General features: G+C 52.3%; 11 protein-coding genes. 6 read left to right on the plus strand and 5 right to left on the minus strand.

The annotated features are described in order from the left end of the window. Positions 1–9 precede the first annotated feature (9 nt). From H8L32_RS20880 to H8L32_RS20895, 4 genes are all read left to right on the plus strand, one after another. Positions 10–1,938 (plus strand): polysaccharide biosynthesis protein, encoded by a 1,929-nt coding sequence (locus H8L32_RS20880; protein WP_222619447.1) that lies wholly within the window; start codon positions 10–12, stop codon positions 1,936–1,938. 25 nt (positions 1,939–1,963) lie between these two features. After that, positions 1,964–3,340 carry a phosphomannomutase/phosphoglucomutase gene (locus H8L32_RS20885; RefSeq protein ID WP_186949198.1) on the plus strand — a complete coding sequence of 459 codons (1,377 nt, stop codon included), beginning with the start codon at positions 1,964–1,966 and terminating at the stop codon, positions 3,338–3,340. A 182-nt stretch (positions 3,341–3,522) separates the two neighbouring features. After that, entirely contained in the window at positions 3,523–4,521 is a 999-nt protein-coding gene (gene waaC / locus H8L32_RS20890) for a lipopolysaccharide heptosyltransferase I (RefSeq protein WP_186949199.1), read from the plus strand. 537 nt (positions 4,522–5,058) lie between these two features. After that, positions 5,059–5,424: a DUF6717 family protein gene (locus H8L32_RS20895; protein ID WP_186949200.1), complete on the plus strand. Its 366-nt coding sequence runs from the start codon at positions 5,059–5,061 to the stop codon at positions 5,422–5,424. 19 nt (positions 5,425–5,443) lie between these two features. On the opposite strand, the gene H8L32_RS20900 is transcribed toward H8L32_RS20895, so the two are convergent. From H8L32_RS20900 to H8L32_RS20915, 4 genes are all read right to left on the minus strand, one after another. Next, positions 5,444–5,902 (minus strand): hypothetical protein, encoded by a 459-nt coding sequence (locus H8L32_RS20900; protein ID WP_186949201.1) that lies wholly within the window; start codon positions 5,900–5,902, stop codon positions 5,444–5,446. Positions 5,903–5,940: 38 nt separating this feature from the next. After that, on the minus strand, positions 5,941–6,630 hold the full coding sequence (locus tag H8L32_RS20905) for an energy transducer TonB (protein WP_186949202.1): 690 nt from the start codon (positions 6,628–6,630) through the stop codon (positions 5,941–5,943). Between the two features lie 64 nt (positions 6,631–6,694). After that, a complete protein-coding gene (gene kdsA / locus H8L32_RS20910; protein ID WP_186949203.1) occupies positions 6,695–7,540 on the minus strand; it encodes a 3-deoxy-8-phosphooctulonate synthase in 846 nt (281 codons plus the stop codon). A 97-nt stretch (positions 7,541–7,637) separates the two neighbouring features. Further along, positions 7,638–8,636, minus strand: coding sequence for a hypothetical protein (locus H8L32_RS20915; RefSeq protein ID WP_186949204.1), 999 nt, complete (start codon positions 8,634–8,636; stop codon positions 7,638–7,640). A 395-nt stretch (positions 8,637–9,031) separates the two neighbouring features. On the opposite strand from H8L32_RS20915, the gene H8L32_RS20920 reads away from it, so the two are divergent. Next, on the plus strand, positions 9,032–9,946 hold the full coding sequence (locus tag H8L32_RS20920) for a DMT family transporter (RefSeq protein WP_186949205.1): 915 nt from the start codon (positions 9,032–9,034) through the stop codon (positions 9,944–9,946). Between the two features lie 3 nt (positions 9,947–9,949). Beyond that, a complete protein-coding gene (gene waaA / locus H8L32_RS20925; protein WP_186949206.1) occupies positions 9,950–11,227 on the plus strand; it encodes a lipid IV(A) 3-deoxy-D-manno-octulosonic acid transferase in 1,278 nt (425 codons plus the stop codon). 24 nt (positions 11,228–11,251) lie between these two features. On the opposite strand, the gene H8L32_RS20930 is transcribed toward waaA, so the two are convergent. Beyond that, a complete protein-coding gene (locus tag H8L32_RS20930; protein ID WP_186949207.1) occupies positions 11,252–16,288 on the minus strand; it encodes a hybrid sensor histidine kinase/response regulator in 5,037 nt (1,678 codons plus the stop codon). Between the last annotated feature and the right edge of the window lie 10 nt (positions 16,289–16,298).

A 16,298-nucleotide genomic window follows, 5' to 3' on the forward strand; every position in this document is an offset into this window, starting at 1 on the left:
GCGATCATGATGCAGTCTCTACTGAACCTGCCGCGCATACACAAGCAATTGCTGGCCGCCGTGGCCGATGCCGTCTGTCTGCCCATGACCTTCGTGCTGGCCGTCTGGTTGCGCTATGACAGCTTCAGTGCTGCACTGTTCAGTCATTACTTCTGGCTTATCGTTTCCGTACCTTTCATCGCCATACCGGTATTCATACGCATAGGTCTTTACCGCGCAGTGATTCGTTTTATTGACCAGAAAATCATCAGCGTGGTGGTATTTGGTGTCACTCTGTCTGTACTGCTGCTGGTTTTTGTCAGCCTCATGCTGCACATCATGCCGCTGTCACGTGCTGTATTTGGCTTTTTCTGGGCCGGTTCCATCCTGTATGTGGGAGCCAGCCGCTTTCTGGCCAGAGCCTGGTTATTGCAGGCAGACATGACAGAAAATGCCACCCGCATTGCCATCTACGGTGCCGGCAAGGCAGGTGCGCAACTGGCAACTGCCCTGCGTGCCGGTGGCGAATATGTTTGCGTTGCCTTTATTGATGACGCCAAACCTGTGCAGGGCTCGACCATAGGCGGGGTCAAAGTATTTGCACCAGACCAGTTGCCAGCCCTGGCTGAACGCCATGAAATACGCGAAATTTTACTGGCCATGCCCAGCATCAGCAAAACCCGGCAAAAGCAGGTACTGGATCAGCTGGAACCCCTGAAACTCAAGATCAAGGTCACACCGTCGATACAAAGCCTGGTCAATGGCGAATTGCGCGTGCAGGACATACGCGAAGTCGAGATTGAAGATCTGCTGGGCCGCGATCAGGTAGAGCCTGATGCTCGCCTGCTGAGCATTTGCATCACCGGCAAGCGCGTCATGGTGACCGGGGCCGGTGGCTCCATCGGCTCTGAACTATGCCGTCAGATATTACGCCAGCGCCCGGCCAAACTGGTCTTGCTGGAAATGTCGGAATACGCCCTGTATGCCATAGAACAGGAATTGACTGGTCTGCGCCAGCAACTGAAACTGGATGTAGAGATACTGCCTTTCCTCGGTTCCATACTCGACAGCGCCAAGCTGGACCGCATCTTCACCACCTGCGAAGTCGAAACCCTGTACCACGCAGCAGCCTACAAACATGTACCGCTGGTAGAACATAATCCGGCTGAGGGCATACGCAACAATGTGTTTGGCACACTGTCCGTCGCACAGGCCGCGATGGCCGCCAGGGTCAAGAATTTTGTGTTGATATCAACGGACAAGGCGGTGCGCCCGACCAATGTCATGGGTGCCACCAAACGCCTGGCAGAACTGATTTTGCAAGCCTGTTCCCGCCGCCAGCAACATACCCGTTTTTGCATGGTGCGCTTTGGCAATGTGCTGGGTTCCTCTGGTTCTGTCGTACCACTGTTCCGCAAGCAGATCATGGCAGGTGGCCCCATTACCCTGACGCATCCGGAAATCACTCGTTATTTCATGACCATACCCGAAGCCGCACAACTGGTCTTGCAGGCCGGCGCCATGGGCGAAGGTGGTGATGTCTTTGTGCTGGACATGGGTGAACCCGTACGCATCATCGACCTGGCGCGGCGCATGGTGCATTTGAGCGGCCTGGAAGTAAAATCTGAAGCCACACCGGATGGCACCATAGAAATCCAGCATGTCGGCTTGCGCCCTGGCGAAAAGCTGTATGAAGAATTGCTGATCGGCGACAATGTAGAAGGCACATCCCACCCGCTGATCATGCGTGCGCAAGAAAATGAGTTGCCGTGGGATCAACTGAATGCCCTGTTGCAGGATTTAAATGCAGCCTGCACCGCCTTTGATTACACGCAAATCCGCGCCCTGCTGCTGCAAATAGTGGCAGAATATGAACCACAATGCGGTATTGAAGACCTGATCTGGCAAGCCCAGCAAACTGGTTCTGAAGACCAGACAGTTACCGGGCTGCTCCACTGAATCTTTTTAATATAGAAAAATAATCATGTCCCTACTTTCCCCCAGCATATTCAAAGCCTACGACATCCGCGGCATCATCGATAAAACCCTGGATGCCGAAGTTGCCCACCTGATCGGCCAGGCCTTCGGCAGCGCCGCTATCGCCAAAGGTGAAAAAGCCGTGGTCATAGGCCGCGATGGCCGCCTGTCCGGCCCTGACCTGATCACGGCACTGGCCAGGGGTTTGCAATCGACTGGCGTGGATGTGATTGATCTGGGCGTCGTGGTCACCCCCATGGTTTATTTTGGCACCAATGTGCTGGGTGCAACATCCGGCATCATGGTCACCGGCAGCCACAACCCGCCTGACTACAATGGTTTCAAAATGGTACTGGCAGGCGAAGCGATTTATGGCGATGCCATCCAGGCGCTGTACCAAACCATCCTGAACAAGGATTTCAAACAAGGCAATGGCGGCTACCGCACACATGACATCAAGGCGACTTACCTTGAGCGCATCATTGGTGATGTCAAAGTTGCCCGCCCATTGAAAATTGCCGTCGATTGCGGCAATGGTGTGGCTGGCGCATTTGCTGGCGAACTGTATCGCGGCATGGGTTGTGAAGTTATCGAACTGTTCTGCGAAGTCGATGGCACCTTCCCTAACCACCATCCTGACCCGGCGCACCCGGAAAACCTGCAAGACCTGATACGCTGCCTGCAAACCACGGATGCAGAAATCGGCCTGGCATTTGATGGCGATGGCGACCGTCTTGGTGTCGTCACCAAAGATGGCCAGATCATCTACCCTGACCGTCAGCTCATGCTGTTTGCCGAAGACGTATTGACACGCAACCCTGGCGCGCAGATTTTGTATGACGTCAAATGCACCCGCCATATCGCACCATGGGTAAAGGCACGCGGTGGTGTACCACTGATGTGGAAAACCGGCCATTCCCTGGTCAAGGCCAAGCTGCGCGAAACCGGGTCCCCGTTAGGCGGTGAAATGAGCGGTCATATCTTCTTCAAAGACCGCTGGTATGGTTTTGACGATGGCCTGTACGCTGGCGCACGCTTGCTGGAACTGGTCAGCCGTGTAGCGGACATGACTGCCACGCTGAACAATCTGCCGCAATCCACCTCGACACCAGAACTGCAATTGCAACTGGCCGAAGGCGAAAATTTCAAAATTATCGCCGCCATGCAGGCCAATCCCCACTTCCCTGGCTCGGACGAAATTATCACCATCGATGGCTTGCGTGTTGAATACCCGGACGGCTTCGGCCTTGCCCGTTCCTCCAACACCACTCCCGTCATCGTCATGCGCTTCGAAGCTGAAAACCCGGAAGCCCTGGCACGCATACAGGGCGCCATGAAGCAGGCTGTACTGGCTGTCAAGCCAGATGCAAAATTGCCGTATTAATTTTTAGGACCCAAAAGATCACCACAGAGACACGGAGACACAGAGAAAGGCATGAGAAAAGCAAAAAATGAGACGGGAGAACAATCCATTCCCTCATTCTTTTTTGATTTTCCTCTGTGCCCCTCTGTGTCTCCGTGCCTCTGTGGTGAGCATCTTGGTCTTCATCCGCATTGACTATCATCGTGAAAATCCTGCTTGTACGTGTTTCGTCCTTAGGCGACGTGCTGCACAATATGCCCATCGTGGATGACTTGCGTCGTCAGTTTCCGCAGGCACGCATAGACTGGGTGGTGGAAGAAGCCTATGTACAACTGGTGCGGCTCAATCCCGGTGTGGATCAAGTCTTCCCTTTTGCCCTGCGCCGCTGGCGCAAGAGTCTGGGTCAGGCCACGACACGGCAAGAGATCAGGCATTTCTTTCTCCAACTACGACAAGAAAATTATGACCTGATACTCGATACCCAGGGTTTGCTGAAAACCGGCATCATCATGGGTCTGGCCAAGACTGTCAAAGACGGCAAAAAAGTGGGACTGGCAAATGGCACCGAAGGTTCGGGTTATGAAGGCATTTCCAGAATTTTCCATGACATCAGTATACCGGTAGACAAACGCACCCACGCCGTCTTGCGCGGCCGCCTGGTCGCTGCCGCCGCTGGCGGCTACACCGTCAACACGCCCGCCAGCTTTGGCTTGCAGGCACCTGATCTGCCCGCTGACCAGCGTGCATGGCTACCAGCTACGCCGTATGCCGTATTCTTTCACGGTACTGCCGGTGCAGCCAAGAAATGGCCGCGAGAGAACTGGCAAGTCATTGCCAGTACTTTGCAGGAATATGATTTGCCGATACTGCTACCCTGGGGTAGCCCGGCAGAAAAAGCCGAAGCCGAGGCCATGGCCGCCATCATGCCAAATGCCACCGTCCTGCCCGCGCTCTCCATGCAGGCCGCTACCTTGCTGGCACAAAAAGCACGACTTGCCATCGGTGTCGATACTGGCTTGACGCATATCGCTGCAGCCTATGAAACACCGACCATAGAAATCTATTGCGCTTCACCGCGCTGGAAGACTGAGGGGAACTGGTCGGACAGGATTATTAATCTTGGGGATAACGGGGAACCTGCGACTGTTGAAGAGGTTCGAGAGGCGATTGGAGTATTGCTAGGGTCAATGGATAAGCAGTAATTTGCTTACCATCAAACATTACAGCAATCTACTTAACGTCATTCCTGCGTGCTTTTGGCAGGAATCCAGCGGCTTTCGTAGCATATCGCATAATGTATTAACTTCATGCTCGTGCAATTTACGAACTAGATTTCCAAATGACTTCGTCAGTCATTTACGGTTGCCAGCCGGGGGTAGCCCGGCAGCTACTCCCTTTTCTTGTCGTCGCCAAGAAAAGGAAGCAAAAGAAGGCGACCGAGGCGTCGCTGCCCCCTAAAGGGGGTCCCCTTTGCTGCAAGTCAAAAAATGGGAAATGCCCGAAACTCGCTGCGCTCAAACAACGGTCATTTCTTTTTCCATTTTCTGCCTCGCATCAAAGGCATCGACACATCGGAACGGCAAAAATCAAAAACAACGTCATCGCAACCGACGATCATGTTTTTTATTTGATCAGATAACTACTTCATTAAAAAATAAATGCGACAGATCTAAATCATTGTCACCCACAGCGAATTAATTTACTCTTCGGTAAATAACACAAATTTAGTAAGCAAAAAAATGAATGCCATCAACGTAATAGCCCCCTACAAATACCTCGACATGTGGGTATTTGATGATGAACGCGTAGGTCTGCTGCAAGAACCATTCGTATGCGGCGCAGACACCATGATAGATCAGGTGGTTGCCATGATTCCTGATCCGGAATCGGGTTTCATCATGCTGTTCTCTGCAACCGCTTTCCCTGGTCACCAGATAAAACTCTCCTGGCGCAGGGAAGACAGCAATGGCAACTGGTATTTTTCAGAAGAACTGGATATGGAAGGATGGCTGTGCCCGGCCTTGCTCAAATATTTTGAACAGCCACCAAAAGAAATTTATGTGCAGGTCAAAGCAAAGAACAGTCCGCTTATAAAACCAGTTTAAGTAAACTCACATTGGTAAACTAATGCCTGGCGAATTTGCCCTGATGCTGCAAAAGCAGGGGTCGAATAAGTGGGCTGATCGAAAACATATAGTCAGGATTATCAATATCAGCTTCAGGCTTGTTAACACTAGACCAATACCAAACAAGGTAAATATGTATCTGTATGTCTTGTTCAAGCAAGTCCAGAAAATGTTTCCAACTTGCGCTATTCAAAAAACTCCTGCCTTCATCCAGTGCGTCCCAAAATGACTCAAAAAGTATGGCCACGAGCGTGAATTTTTCATCTTCGCTCAACTCGCCGCTATCATAGGCGGCAAGAAATTCAGCTATCCTGTTTGCATCAGCAACTTCATACTCCCAATCCTGCATATCTTTTGTATTGGGCAGATTGAAGCGTATTGCCAGTGCATCAATGGCAGCTCTGGTGGGGAAGCGGTAAAGATGGTCAAGGTTTTCGAACATGGTTTCTTCAAGCATCTCTACTTAAGAAATTCATTTACTGGCATTCGCAATTCTTAATTTGTTCGCAACGGCAGAAACCTCAAAGAAATCGTTGATGCCCGATTTCCCTTTTCATTCGATGCTGGTTTGAATTTACAGGAGCGAGCGAGCCTTAAACTTTCTTGATCCAATTTGTTTTCTACCCGCCATTGAAGTTCAGCCACGTCAATTCCTCCCTCCTTATTCAACCAAATGCCAACTACAATACCGCGTCCAGGTTCATTTGATCTTGCGAAACTTACAAATTCAGATTTGCTACATGTATCTGTCAACAACTCTGCCGGGATTTCAGCAGGGCCTTCCAATTTCCAGACAAAACCACCCTTTACATATACTTTCTCCAACCCCGGATTATCAAATATTTTACATCCCATGATATTTGTTAAAACAGTTTCATCCAATAGGCGCCAGCCACTACTCCTCACTATCTCAGCAGTAATAACACGCCCCTCAGAGTCAGTCACGGCATCAACTTCAGTTTTTCCTTCAAATTCGTGTCGCAATGCAAACCGTGGATACTCGGCTCTTTTGCAACGGTGAAATGCCAAGGGTTTGTCAGAAAAATAGGCTTGCATCTCCGAAATTTTCGCGTTGTTAGAATTTATTCTTGAATCAGTTTGTATCTGCGCTGAGGACATCCCCCAATTTAAATTCAACAGTACAAATAAAAGAATATAGCGAGTAGAGATTTGATTTTTTAACATGTTTTCTTATTAAATCGCAAGTCAATGCAAGGAGAACAAATGCCTCATTAAAATGAACCTGATATTAAATCTCTAGCTTCCCAAACGACTTCACCAAATCATCCAGCGACTTCAACTGCGCCAGGAAAGGTTCCAGCTTGTCCAGCGGCAAGGCACTGGGGCCATCACACTTGGCTTGTGCCGGATCAGGATGCGCTTCCAGGAACAGGCCAGCCAGGCCCGTTGCCATGCCTGCGCGGGCCAGTTCAACGATTTGTTCGCGGCGGCCACCGGAAGCGGCTGCGCCAGCTTCACGCTGTTGCAGGGCGTGGGTAACGTCGAAGATGACAGGCAGGTTGTTGGTCACTTTCTTCATGACGGCAAAACCCAGCATGTCGACTACCAGATTGTCATAACCAAAGCAGGTGCCACGGTCGCAGAGTATCAGTTGATCATTGCCTGCTTCTCTGAACTTTTCGACGATGTTCTGTACCTGCGACGGGCTGAGGAATTGCGGTTTCTTGATATTGATGACGCGGCCGGTTTTGGCCAGGGCCACAACAAGATCGGTCTGGCGTGCCAGAAAGGCGGGCAACTGCAGGACATCGACCACTTCAGCCACTTGCGCGGCTTGCCATGTCTCGTGCACGTCGGTGATCAGGGGTACACCGAATTCTGCCTTGATGGCTTCGAATATCTTCAAACCTTCTTCCAGGCCGGGGCCGCGATAGGAATGGATGGAAGAGCGATTGGCCTTGTCGAAGCTGGCCTTGAAAACATAAGGGATGCCCAGCGTGCTGGTGACGCGCACGTACTCTTCAGCAACGCGCAAGGCCATGTCTTTGGATTCGAGAACATTCATGCCGCCGAACAGGACGAAGGGGCTTTGGTTGCTGGCTTGAATTTTTGGGGTAATGGCTACGGTAGTCAATATGATTCCAGTTCTTTAAAAATCAGTCGGGTGTTGTATATTTTTTGGTATCGGCGACGTGACAGCGTCACGAAGCATTAAGAAGCGTTACGAAGCGTTACGATACCCAGCGCAAATAATCTTGCCACTGTGGATCAAATTCGCTGCTGATATCAAACTGTAGCGATGCAAATGTGCGCGCCAGTTTATGAGCTTTGGCCAATGCGGCCTCTATATCACTGACATGCCAGTTCATGCTGCGTACGTTACCATGAAGGGTGATCTGGCTGGTGATGCCTTCCTGGGTTTGCGTGAGCAGGGTTTCAAGCTGGTCTTCAAACTCGCGTGCAATTTCCAGGTCGTCTTTATTGTCGAGCGCAACGTCAACTTGCAGACGCCACAGCATGTCTGCCCTGCCGACCAGGGCCATGGCGGATTCATTGCGCTGCACCAGCAGTTTGTCATCAGGGTCGGTATTGCTGACAAGCTCAAAGCCTGTCCATTCATTTTCACCGGTAGGGAACAGGGCGGTATGCCTGAGGTCATCTTTCCAGAAAGTATCCAGCACCAGCGGGAAGTCCGCCAGGCTGACGGTGTTCTGTTCCGGCGCACCGTCCATAAATTCGACCGGGCCTATCTTGATGGCGAAATCATATTCACCAATAGCGTGGTCAAGCAGGATGAAGGACATGTGTCTGGCATGATCGAGCATGTCTTGCGGTATGGGCTTGCCGAACCACAGTTGCAAACCTACCCTGCCTGCATCGGCATAATGCCCGACCAGGATATCTGCCGGACTGAGGCTGAAATTATCCATGGACATGCCGAAATCACCCATTTCTGTGCGCGCCCGGAAAGCAATCACGTTTTGAAACATGCTTAATCGGGGTGCCGATTGCACAAGCGACATGACATCCTGGAAATGCTCAGTTGAACCGTGGGCAGTCATGATCAGATCATAGATGCCGTCTTCCGGCCTGCCTTGCAATTCTGCTGCCAGGTGGGGAAAGTGGGGTTGCAGCAATGCATTGATGGCTTCCATGGCATCGCGGGCTTCCAGTTGCTGCAATTTTGGCTGGGCATTTGCCAATGCATGCCAAAAGATGTCTGTGCTCATCTATTTTATTTCCAGATGGATGGGTGGTTCAACATGTCCTTACATGTTGTTTAAGGGACATAGGATATCATTTTATGAGAGTGATTTTGCAGAACAGTGAGGTGCCTCATTTAGCTTTACTTGTTTTTCAAGCAATACTATTATCGCCGAACGCCACTAGGCTCCTGCCTGCGCAGGAGCGACGGTATTAGCGTTTTCCCTGTATAAGAATAACAAGTCAACAATGTCATAAAATTACATTTACGGTAATTAATTATGAAATTTATTGAGCTTGTATGCCTGGTTAAATTACAAAAATACGCCCCCTGCTCCGTATTAACCCCAAGCAATACATACACTCTTGCCACCCGTTTTCAGGTATATTCCCTCCTCTTCGCCAACACTCCCCAAGCTTGATGTCTGCTCATCGTAAAAATCTTGATGGTTTTGCCATTTCGCTCATGCTTTTGCTTTGCCTGTGCTGGGGCTTGCAGCAGGTAGCTGTGAAACTGGCGGCGCCTGTAATAAGTGCCCCCATGCAACTGGGCTTGCGGTCTGGACTGGCTGCCGTGCTGGTTCTGTTGTTGATCGTGGTTAAAAAGATTCCTTTTTCCCTGCGTGACCAGCATGTATGGCCCGGTATTGCTGCCGGCGTCTTGTTTGCGCTTGAGTTTTTATGTATCTCGCTGGGGCTAAAATATACGACGGCCTCGCATATGTCGGTATTTCTGTACACTGCACCTATCTTTACGGTGCTGGGCTTGCACTGGCTGATCCCTGCCGAGCGCTTGCAGCCTGCGCAATGGCTGGGCATATTGTCGGCATTTGCTGGGGTGGCGATTGCGTTTTCTGGTGCCTTATTTGATACATCCGGCAACAGTCAGCGTGATATGACCGATATGCTGATCGGTGACAGCTTTGGTGTGGTGGCAGCAATATTGTGGTCGGCCACTACCATCACCATACGCAAATCCAGTTTATCGGAAGCGGAACCAACCACGACGCTGTTTTATCAACTGGCAGTCGGTGCGCTGATCTTGCTGGCTTTTGTGTTCTTGCGCGGTGAAAGTCTGCCCACGCAATGGAATATGACCAGCATCATCAGCCTGTTTTTCCAGACGGTAATTATTGCCTTTGCCAGTTACCTGACCTGGTTCTGGCTCATGCGTCGTTACCTGGCATCGCGTCTTTCTGTATTTTCTTTCCTGACACCCTTGTTTGGCGTTGCCGCCGGTGTCATCCTTATGCACGATCCCATTAGCCCGCGCTTTGCGCTGGGTGCAATACTGGTTTGTGGTGGTATTGTATTGGTGAATTTCCGTCGGACATAACGCATGCGTCTTCTTTATTCCCTGGTCTGGGGTTTATCTTTGCCTCTGGCCCTGTTTCGTCTCTGGTGGCGTGGTCGCCAGGAACCTGGCTATCGTCAGCATATTGCCGAGCGCCTGGGCTTCTATCCTGCCATCGCCAGCACGCCCACGATTTGGGTGCATGCTGTTTCTGCCGGTGAAACCCGCGCAGCCGAACCATTGATCCGCGCCTTGCTGGCACGCCGCCCTGATCACCGCATCTTGTTGACGCATATGACGGCCACCGGGCGTGAAACCGGCGGCAAATTGTTCGCCGATGTCGGGCCGCGCCTGTATCAGGCATTTTTGCCGTATGACATCAACTGGATGATACGGCGTTTCTTGCGGCATTTTTCACCACAATTATGTGTGTTGATAGAAACCGAAGTCTGGCCTAACCTCGTAGCCCAGTGCGAATTGCAATCCATACCGGTCACTCTGGTGAATGCCCGCCTGTCGGAAAAATCATTGAAGAAGGCACAGCGACTGGCCTCGCTGATATTGCCGGCAGCCCGCGCCATCAGTTGCGTAGCCGCACAATCCAACCCGGATGCGCAGCGTCTGCATGAACTGGGCATAGAGCGCCCGGGCGTCACCGGCAACATGAAGTTTGATGTGACACCGCCACCCTTGATGGGCGAGCGTGGTGCGGCCCTGCGCCGCAGCTTTGGCGAACGCCAGGTGATCCTGTGCGCCAGCACCCGTGATGGGGAAGAAGAACTGATACTACAGGCCTTTGTCGAACAGACCCCGCTGTTGCAGACCAATCCCCTGCTGATTATTACCCCACGTCACCCACAAAGATTTGATCAGGTCGCCAGCATGCTGGAAGCACGCGGCATCAGCTATGTGCGCCGCTCTACCCTGAATCATGAAGAAATTGCCCCGATCACCAGGGATGTACAGGTCTTGCTGGGTGACAGCATGGGTGAAATGTATATGTATTATGCTGCCTGCGATATTGCTTTTGTCGGTGGCAGCCTGGTGCCGCTGGGTGGGCACAATCTGATTGAAGCCTGTGCCATGGGCAAACCCGTCCTGACGGGTACGCATACTTTCAATTTTTCCGAAATCACCGATCAGGCGATTGCCTGTGGCGCGGCTTTCAGGGTGGATGGTGCACTGAGTTTATTCCGGCAGGCGCATGCACTGCTGGCCAACCAGCAACAGCGGCAACGCATGGGGGAAGCAGCATATGCCTTCTTCCTGCAACATCAGGGTGCCACGGCCCGCACCATGCAGATGCTGGAGCCGTATTTATAGCACCGACACCGGCCTGGGCTGACTTTACTCTGGCGTATGCGCTGTGATTGAAGTCAGTATCTGCAAGGCCGCCTCAAATTCAAATGCTTTCAGCGCACGTTCCAATGCATCAGCGTGCGTACCAGCCAGCTTGCGCAGGCTGTTGCGATGGTTCTGGAAATAATCCAGGGCTTCGCTGTCAGAATCCTGCAGATAACTACTGAGTGTCGCCAGCAACTCTTGCGTATCGGCATTGTGTTCCACACCGGCAACGGGCACATCATCAGATGGCTCATCTGCCGCGACAGGCCCGGACAAAGCCAGTTGCAGGTCGCTGATCAATTTGGCACTGGCATCAGTAAATCTTTGCAGCAGGCTACCATCTTCGCTGGATTTCTCTATGGCGAGTTCCAGTTCGGTTGCCACTGCTGCCAGTTCTACGGCACCGATATTGCCTGCGGCACCGCGCATGGTATGGGCTTCGCGCTCGGCAGAAATACGGTCGCCTTTTTCCAGGTGGATACGGATTTTTTCTGGTGTTGCAGCAGCCGTGTCGATAAACAATTGCAACAGGCGTTGATATAAATCCATATTCTGGCCACAGCGACGCAAGGCTGACTTGACGTCCACCCCCGGGATTTCAAGCTCAGCCGTATTCTCTACTGGTCGCGCAGGTATCTCGTTGATGGCTACCGGGACCGAACTGGTTCTTGGCATGCGTTGCCCACTCCAGCGGGCCAGGGTATCAAAGAAACTGTCTGGGTTAATCGGTTTGGCGATATGGTCATTCATGCCTGTATCCAGGCAACGCTGTTTTTCTTCATTCATGGCATGGGCCGTCATGGCAATAATTGGCAAATCCAGCCATTCAGGATAAGAGCGTATCACGGTAGTGGCCGCATAACCATCCATTTCAGGCATTTGCAAATCCATCAGCACAATATCAAATTCGGCCTTGTTCAGTTTATCAATGGCAATGCGTCCATTGTCTGCCACTTCTACGATGATACCCGCTTCATACATCAGTTCAGCGGCAATTTGCTGGTTGATCTGGTTATCTTCCACCAGCAATACACGCAGGCCGTCAAACCTGTTTTCCAGCTTTGGTATGGCGGCAAGCTGGGTCGGGTCATCCATGTACCGGCGGCTCAGGCATTGCAGGCTTTCTATCAGGCCTGGCATGCTGATCGGCTTGGACAGGTAAGCGACAGGTGCATGTACCGTATTGAGCATACCGGCTTCATCAAAACCCATATTGGTAAGCATGATGATATCAGGTGCCTGCCCGACATTCTCTGCATGGATGGCTTCGGCAGTTTCTGCGCCATTCATGTCTGGCATCTGGGCATCGAGCAACACCAGTTCATAGGGTTGCCCCGCAGCCCTTGCCGTTTCCAGCATCTGCAAGGCCTGTCTGCCGCTACTTGCAGCATCAGGCGTCAGGCCCAGTTGCTGACATAATTTAAGCAGATGCTGGCGCGCTTCGTTATGATCATCCACGACCAGTACATGCAAGCCAGCCAGGGCCAGCACCACGGCGGTACGCACATCATGCGGAGCTGATTTTGCGTGATCAAACCAGCAAGTGAAATGGAAGCTGCTGCCGGCACCGACCTGGCTTTCCACCCAGATATCACCACCCATCAATTCCACCAGATGCCGTGAAATGCTCAGCCCCAGCCCAGTGCCACCGTATTTGCGAGTGGTGGAACTATCGGCCTGGGTAAATGCCTTGAACAGGTTTTGCTGCTGTTCATCCGTCATGCCAACACCGGTGTCACGTACGGTAAATTGCAACTGCACCTGTTCAGCAGATGATTTGATCTGCCTGACCATGATCACCACCACGCCATGATCAGTAAATTTGATGGCATTGTTGACCAGGTTGGTCACCACCTGACCAAGGCGCAAAGGGTCACCCTGCAAATTCGCCGGCACTGATACATCAATATCAAATACCAGTTCTATATCTTTTTCAGCCACTTTATGGCTGACGATGGTGGCAACGTCGTTGATCACATCGGTCAGGGCAAATTCTGCCGATTCGATATCGAGTTTGCCCGCTTCTATCTTGGAAAAATCCAGGATGTCATTCACCACCCCTAACAGGGATGTACCGGCATTGTGGATTTTATCGATATAGTCGCGCTGCTTGACGCTGAGTGCCGTTTTCTTGGCCAGGTGAGAAAGGCCGATGATGGCATTCATGGGCGTGCGTATTTCATGGCTCATGTTCGCCAGGAAATAGGATTTGGCAATGGTTGCCTGTTCTGCCTGTTCCTTGGCTTCACGCAATTCATTTTTTTGCAGATAGGTTTCGGTTTCATCAATCCAGAAACCATTCCATATCCATTCACCATTCATGTATTTGGGGTCCACAGTTTGCGCACGCAGCCAGCGTATCTGGCCGTTCATCACAATGCGTTGGTGAAAGTTGCCTGCGGTGCGGGTATCGACGGCGATTTTGGCCAGTTCTTCTGAAATTTCGCGGTCTTCTTCCACTGTGGTATCCCAGCGGGCGGCTTTATCTGCAATGATGGCTTTGGCGGTGACACCCAGGACATTTTCGACATTCTCGCTGACATAGGCATATTCCCTCTGACCATCCGGCAACTCGCGGAACTGGAATACCGACAAAGGCAGGGCAAAGGTCAGGTCATTCAGACGTTTGCGTTCGCCATCAGCTTCGGCTGTTCTTTGTCTGACCAGATCTTCCAGCAAGGCCTGCTGACGCGAGAAATGCCGGACACGCATGCGATACACCAGATAAATCAGTGCCAGCAACAGAACAGTCACTGCCAGACGGAAACGCCATTCCATCCAGAATGGCGGCGTAATGGTGATGAGCAGGCTGGCACCGCCTTCGTTCCAGTCGCCATCTTTGGTGGCCGCCCTGGTCCTGAAAACATATTCACCAGGTTCCAGATTGGTATAGTTGGCTGAACGGTGGTTGGCTTCAGCCATCACCCAGTCTTCATCAAAGCCATCGAGCTTGTAGGCATAGCGATAATGCATGGGGTCGGCAAAATTCAGGGCCGCAAATTCTATAGAAATGACATTTTGCCGGTAACTGAGGGTGATTGCCCTGGCATCGGAAATATTGTCTTTCAGGGTGACGCCTTCCGGCAATTTACCCCCACGTACCGACTGATTAAAAATCAGGAAGTCGGTGATGGTGGTGGTCGGTGAAACTGCCTTGTCGCGGATGAATTCCGGATAAAACCAGGCCAGCCCCTGGAAGCCGCCAAAATACAGGGCATCATCGACATCGCGGAAACTGGCACCTACGGTGTAGGTGCCATCGATCAGGCCATCATCTGCCGAATATTTTTTCAGCGCAAACCGGTCCGGACCCAGTTTGTACAAACCCCCATCGGTACTAATCCACAAATTACCAGCCTTGTCTTCAGCAAACCCGGCAGAGGCATCATTGCCCAGCATGCCACCGTAACGGTAAAAACTGATTGTGCCATCGCCAGCGACGACCATGCGGTTAAGACCGCTGGCAGTTCCCACCCAGATAGTGCCGGTATGGTCTTCAAATACGGCATACACACGGCTGTGGCTGAGGCTGTTGCCATGTCCGGTGATATGCCGGTAATGCGTAAAATGCCCGGTCTGCATGTCGAGTTTGTCCAGCCCGCCAAAGGTACCTGCCCACAGCTGCCCATGGCGGTCAAACAGCAGCGACACCACCCGCCCATGGCTGAGGCTGTCAGGGTCTTTGGGGTCATGCATATAACGGTAGAACTTGCCGGTCTTTGCATCCAGCCGGTTCAGTCCATCATCACTGGCCACCCACAAATTACCGGCGCGGTCATACGCAAAGGAATGGACGATGTTCGAACTGATGCTGTCAGGATTACGTGGATCATTCTGGAAATGCCGGGCGCGTTCGCTGACCGGGTCAAACAGGTTCAGGCCATCTTGCGTACCCACCCACAACTTCCCGTCCGGTGCCGCTTGCAGCGCTCTGATCTTGCTATTGCTGATGCTGTCGGGCCGGGCCGCCTGATGCTGATATACCTTGATCTGACCGCTGACCTTCTCCAGGCGATTGAGGCCATCGCCAGTACCTATCCAGATGTACCCGTTGCTGCCCGCAATGGCAGACACGGTGTTGTTGCTGAGTGTTTTGGGTTCACCAGGCAAATGCAACAAGCGCTCAAAGCCACCACTGAACAGATTGGTACGACTGGCGCCGCCCAGCCAGGTACCGACCCACAAGGTGCCGGACCGGTCTTGCAGCAGGCGGGTAACGCGGTTGTCCGCCAGGCTATGGCGGTCACTGGCATGGTGGCGGTAAGATGAAAACCTGCCGGATGCCTCATCCCAGCGCTTCAGGCCATCATCGGTACCGGCCCAGACTACACCATCCTTGTCTTCCAGTACCGAACTCACCGGCCCGGGATCAAGACCTTCACTTTCACTGAAACGGTGTTTTTCTGCCCGGTCACGGCCCCAGATTTCCAGCCCTGCCAGCGATGCGATCCAGAGCCTGTCCTTGCGATCCACCATAATGTTCTGCACGGCATTGCGACGCGGATCAGCCTGTTTGTCATTATCGAAGCGGAAATTCTGGAAGCCGGACTTGTTCTTTGCCATCAGGCTGAGACCGGCATTGCTGCCCACCCACAAATTGCCATCCCCGTCATAAGCGAGCGTATTGATCTGATCACTGGCGATACTGGTGTCGTCCTTGTCATCATGACGCATACTCAGAAAACGCCCGGTATCAGGGTCAAAATGCGCCAGCCCGTCGCCGGTTGCCAGCCACAAGCCTGCCGCGCCATCGCCGACTATGGCCTGGATCTGATTGGCTGCCGAACTGCGGATATCGACCGCATCACGCCTGTACCTGACCATACTTTCGGTTGCGGGATCATAGCGATGCAGACCACCGCTGCGCGTGCCTATCCACAGACGGCCCTTGCGATCTTCATACAGCGCCCATACCCAGTTATCTGCCAGGCTGTCGTGCTTGGCCGGTTCATGGCGGAAAAAGATGACCTTGGTGCCATCGTAACGGTGCAGGCCACCCTGGGTGCCGAACCACATATAGCCCTGCCTGTCCTGCAGCATGGATTGTATG

It is taken from the genome of Undibacterium hunanense (assembly GCF_014284335.1).
GTDB classification, from domain to species: Bacteria; Pseudomonadota; Gammaproteobacteria; order Burkholderiales; family Burkholderiaceae_D; genus Undibacterium; species Undibacterium hunanense.

Bases quoted from the DNA above. Each gene is read 5' to 3' on its own strand.
- H8L32_RS20880 (WP_222619447.1), top strand. From the start codon at position 10: ATGCAGTCTCTACTGAACCTGCCGCGCATACACAAGCAATTGCTGGCC.
- H8L32_RS20885 (WP_186949198.1), top strand. From the start codon at position 1,964: ATGTCCCTACTTTCCCCCAGCATATTCAAAGCCTACGACATCCGCGGC.
- H8L32_RS20895 (WP_186949200.1), top strand. From the start codon at position 5,059: ATGAATGCCATCAACGTAATAGCCCCCTACAAATACCTCGACATGTGG.
- H8L32_RS20900 (WP_186949201.1), bottom strand. From the start codon at position 5,902: ATGCTTGAAGAAACCATGTTCGAAAACCTTGACCATCTTTACCGCTTC.
- H8L32_RS20905 (WP_186949202.1), bottom strand. From the start codon at position 6,630: ATGTTAAAAAATCAAATCTCTACTCGCTATATTCTTTTATTTGTACTG.
- H8L32_RS20915 (WP_186949204.1), bottom strand. From the start codon at position 8,636: ATGAGCACAGACATCTTTTGGCATGCATTGGCAAATGCCCAGCCAAAA.
- H8L32_RS20920 (WP_186949205.1), top strand. From the start codon at position 9,032: ATGTCTGCTCATCGTAAAAATCTTGATGGTTTTGCCATTTCGCTCATG.
- waaA (WP_186949206.1), top strand. From the start codon at position 9,950: ATGCGTCTTCTTTATTCCCTGGTCTGGGGTTTATCTTTGCCTCTGGCC.
- H8L32_RS20930 (WP_186949207.1), bottom strand. From the start codon at position 16,288: ATGCTGCAGGACAGGCAGGGCTATATGTGGTTCGGCACCCAGGGTGGC.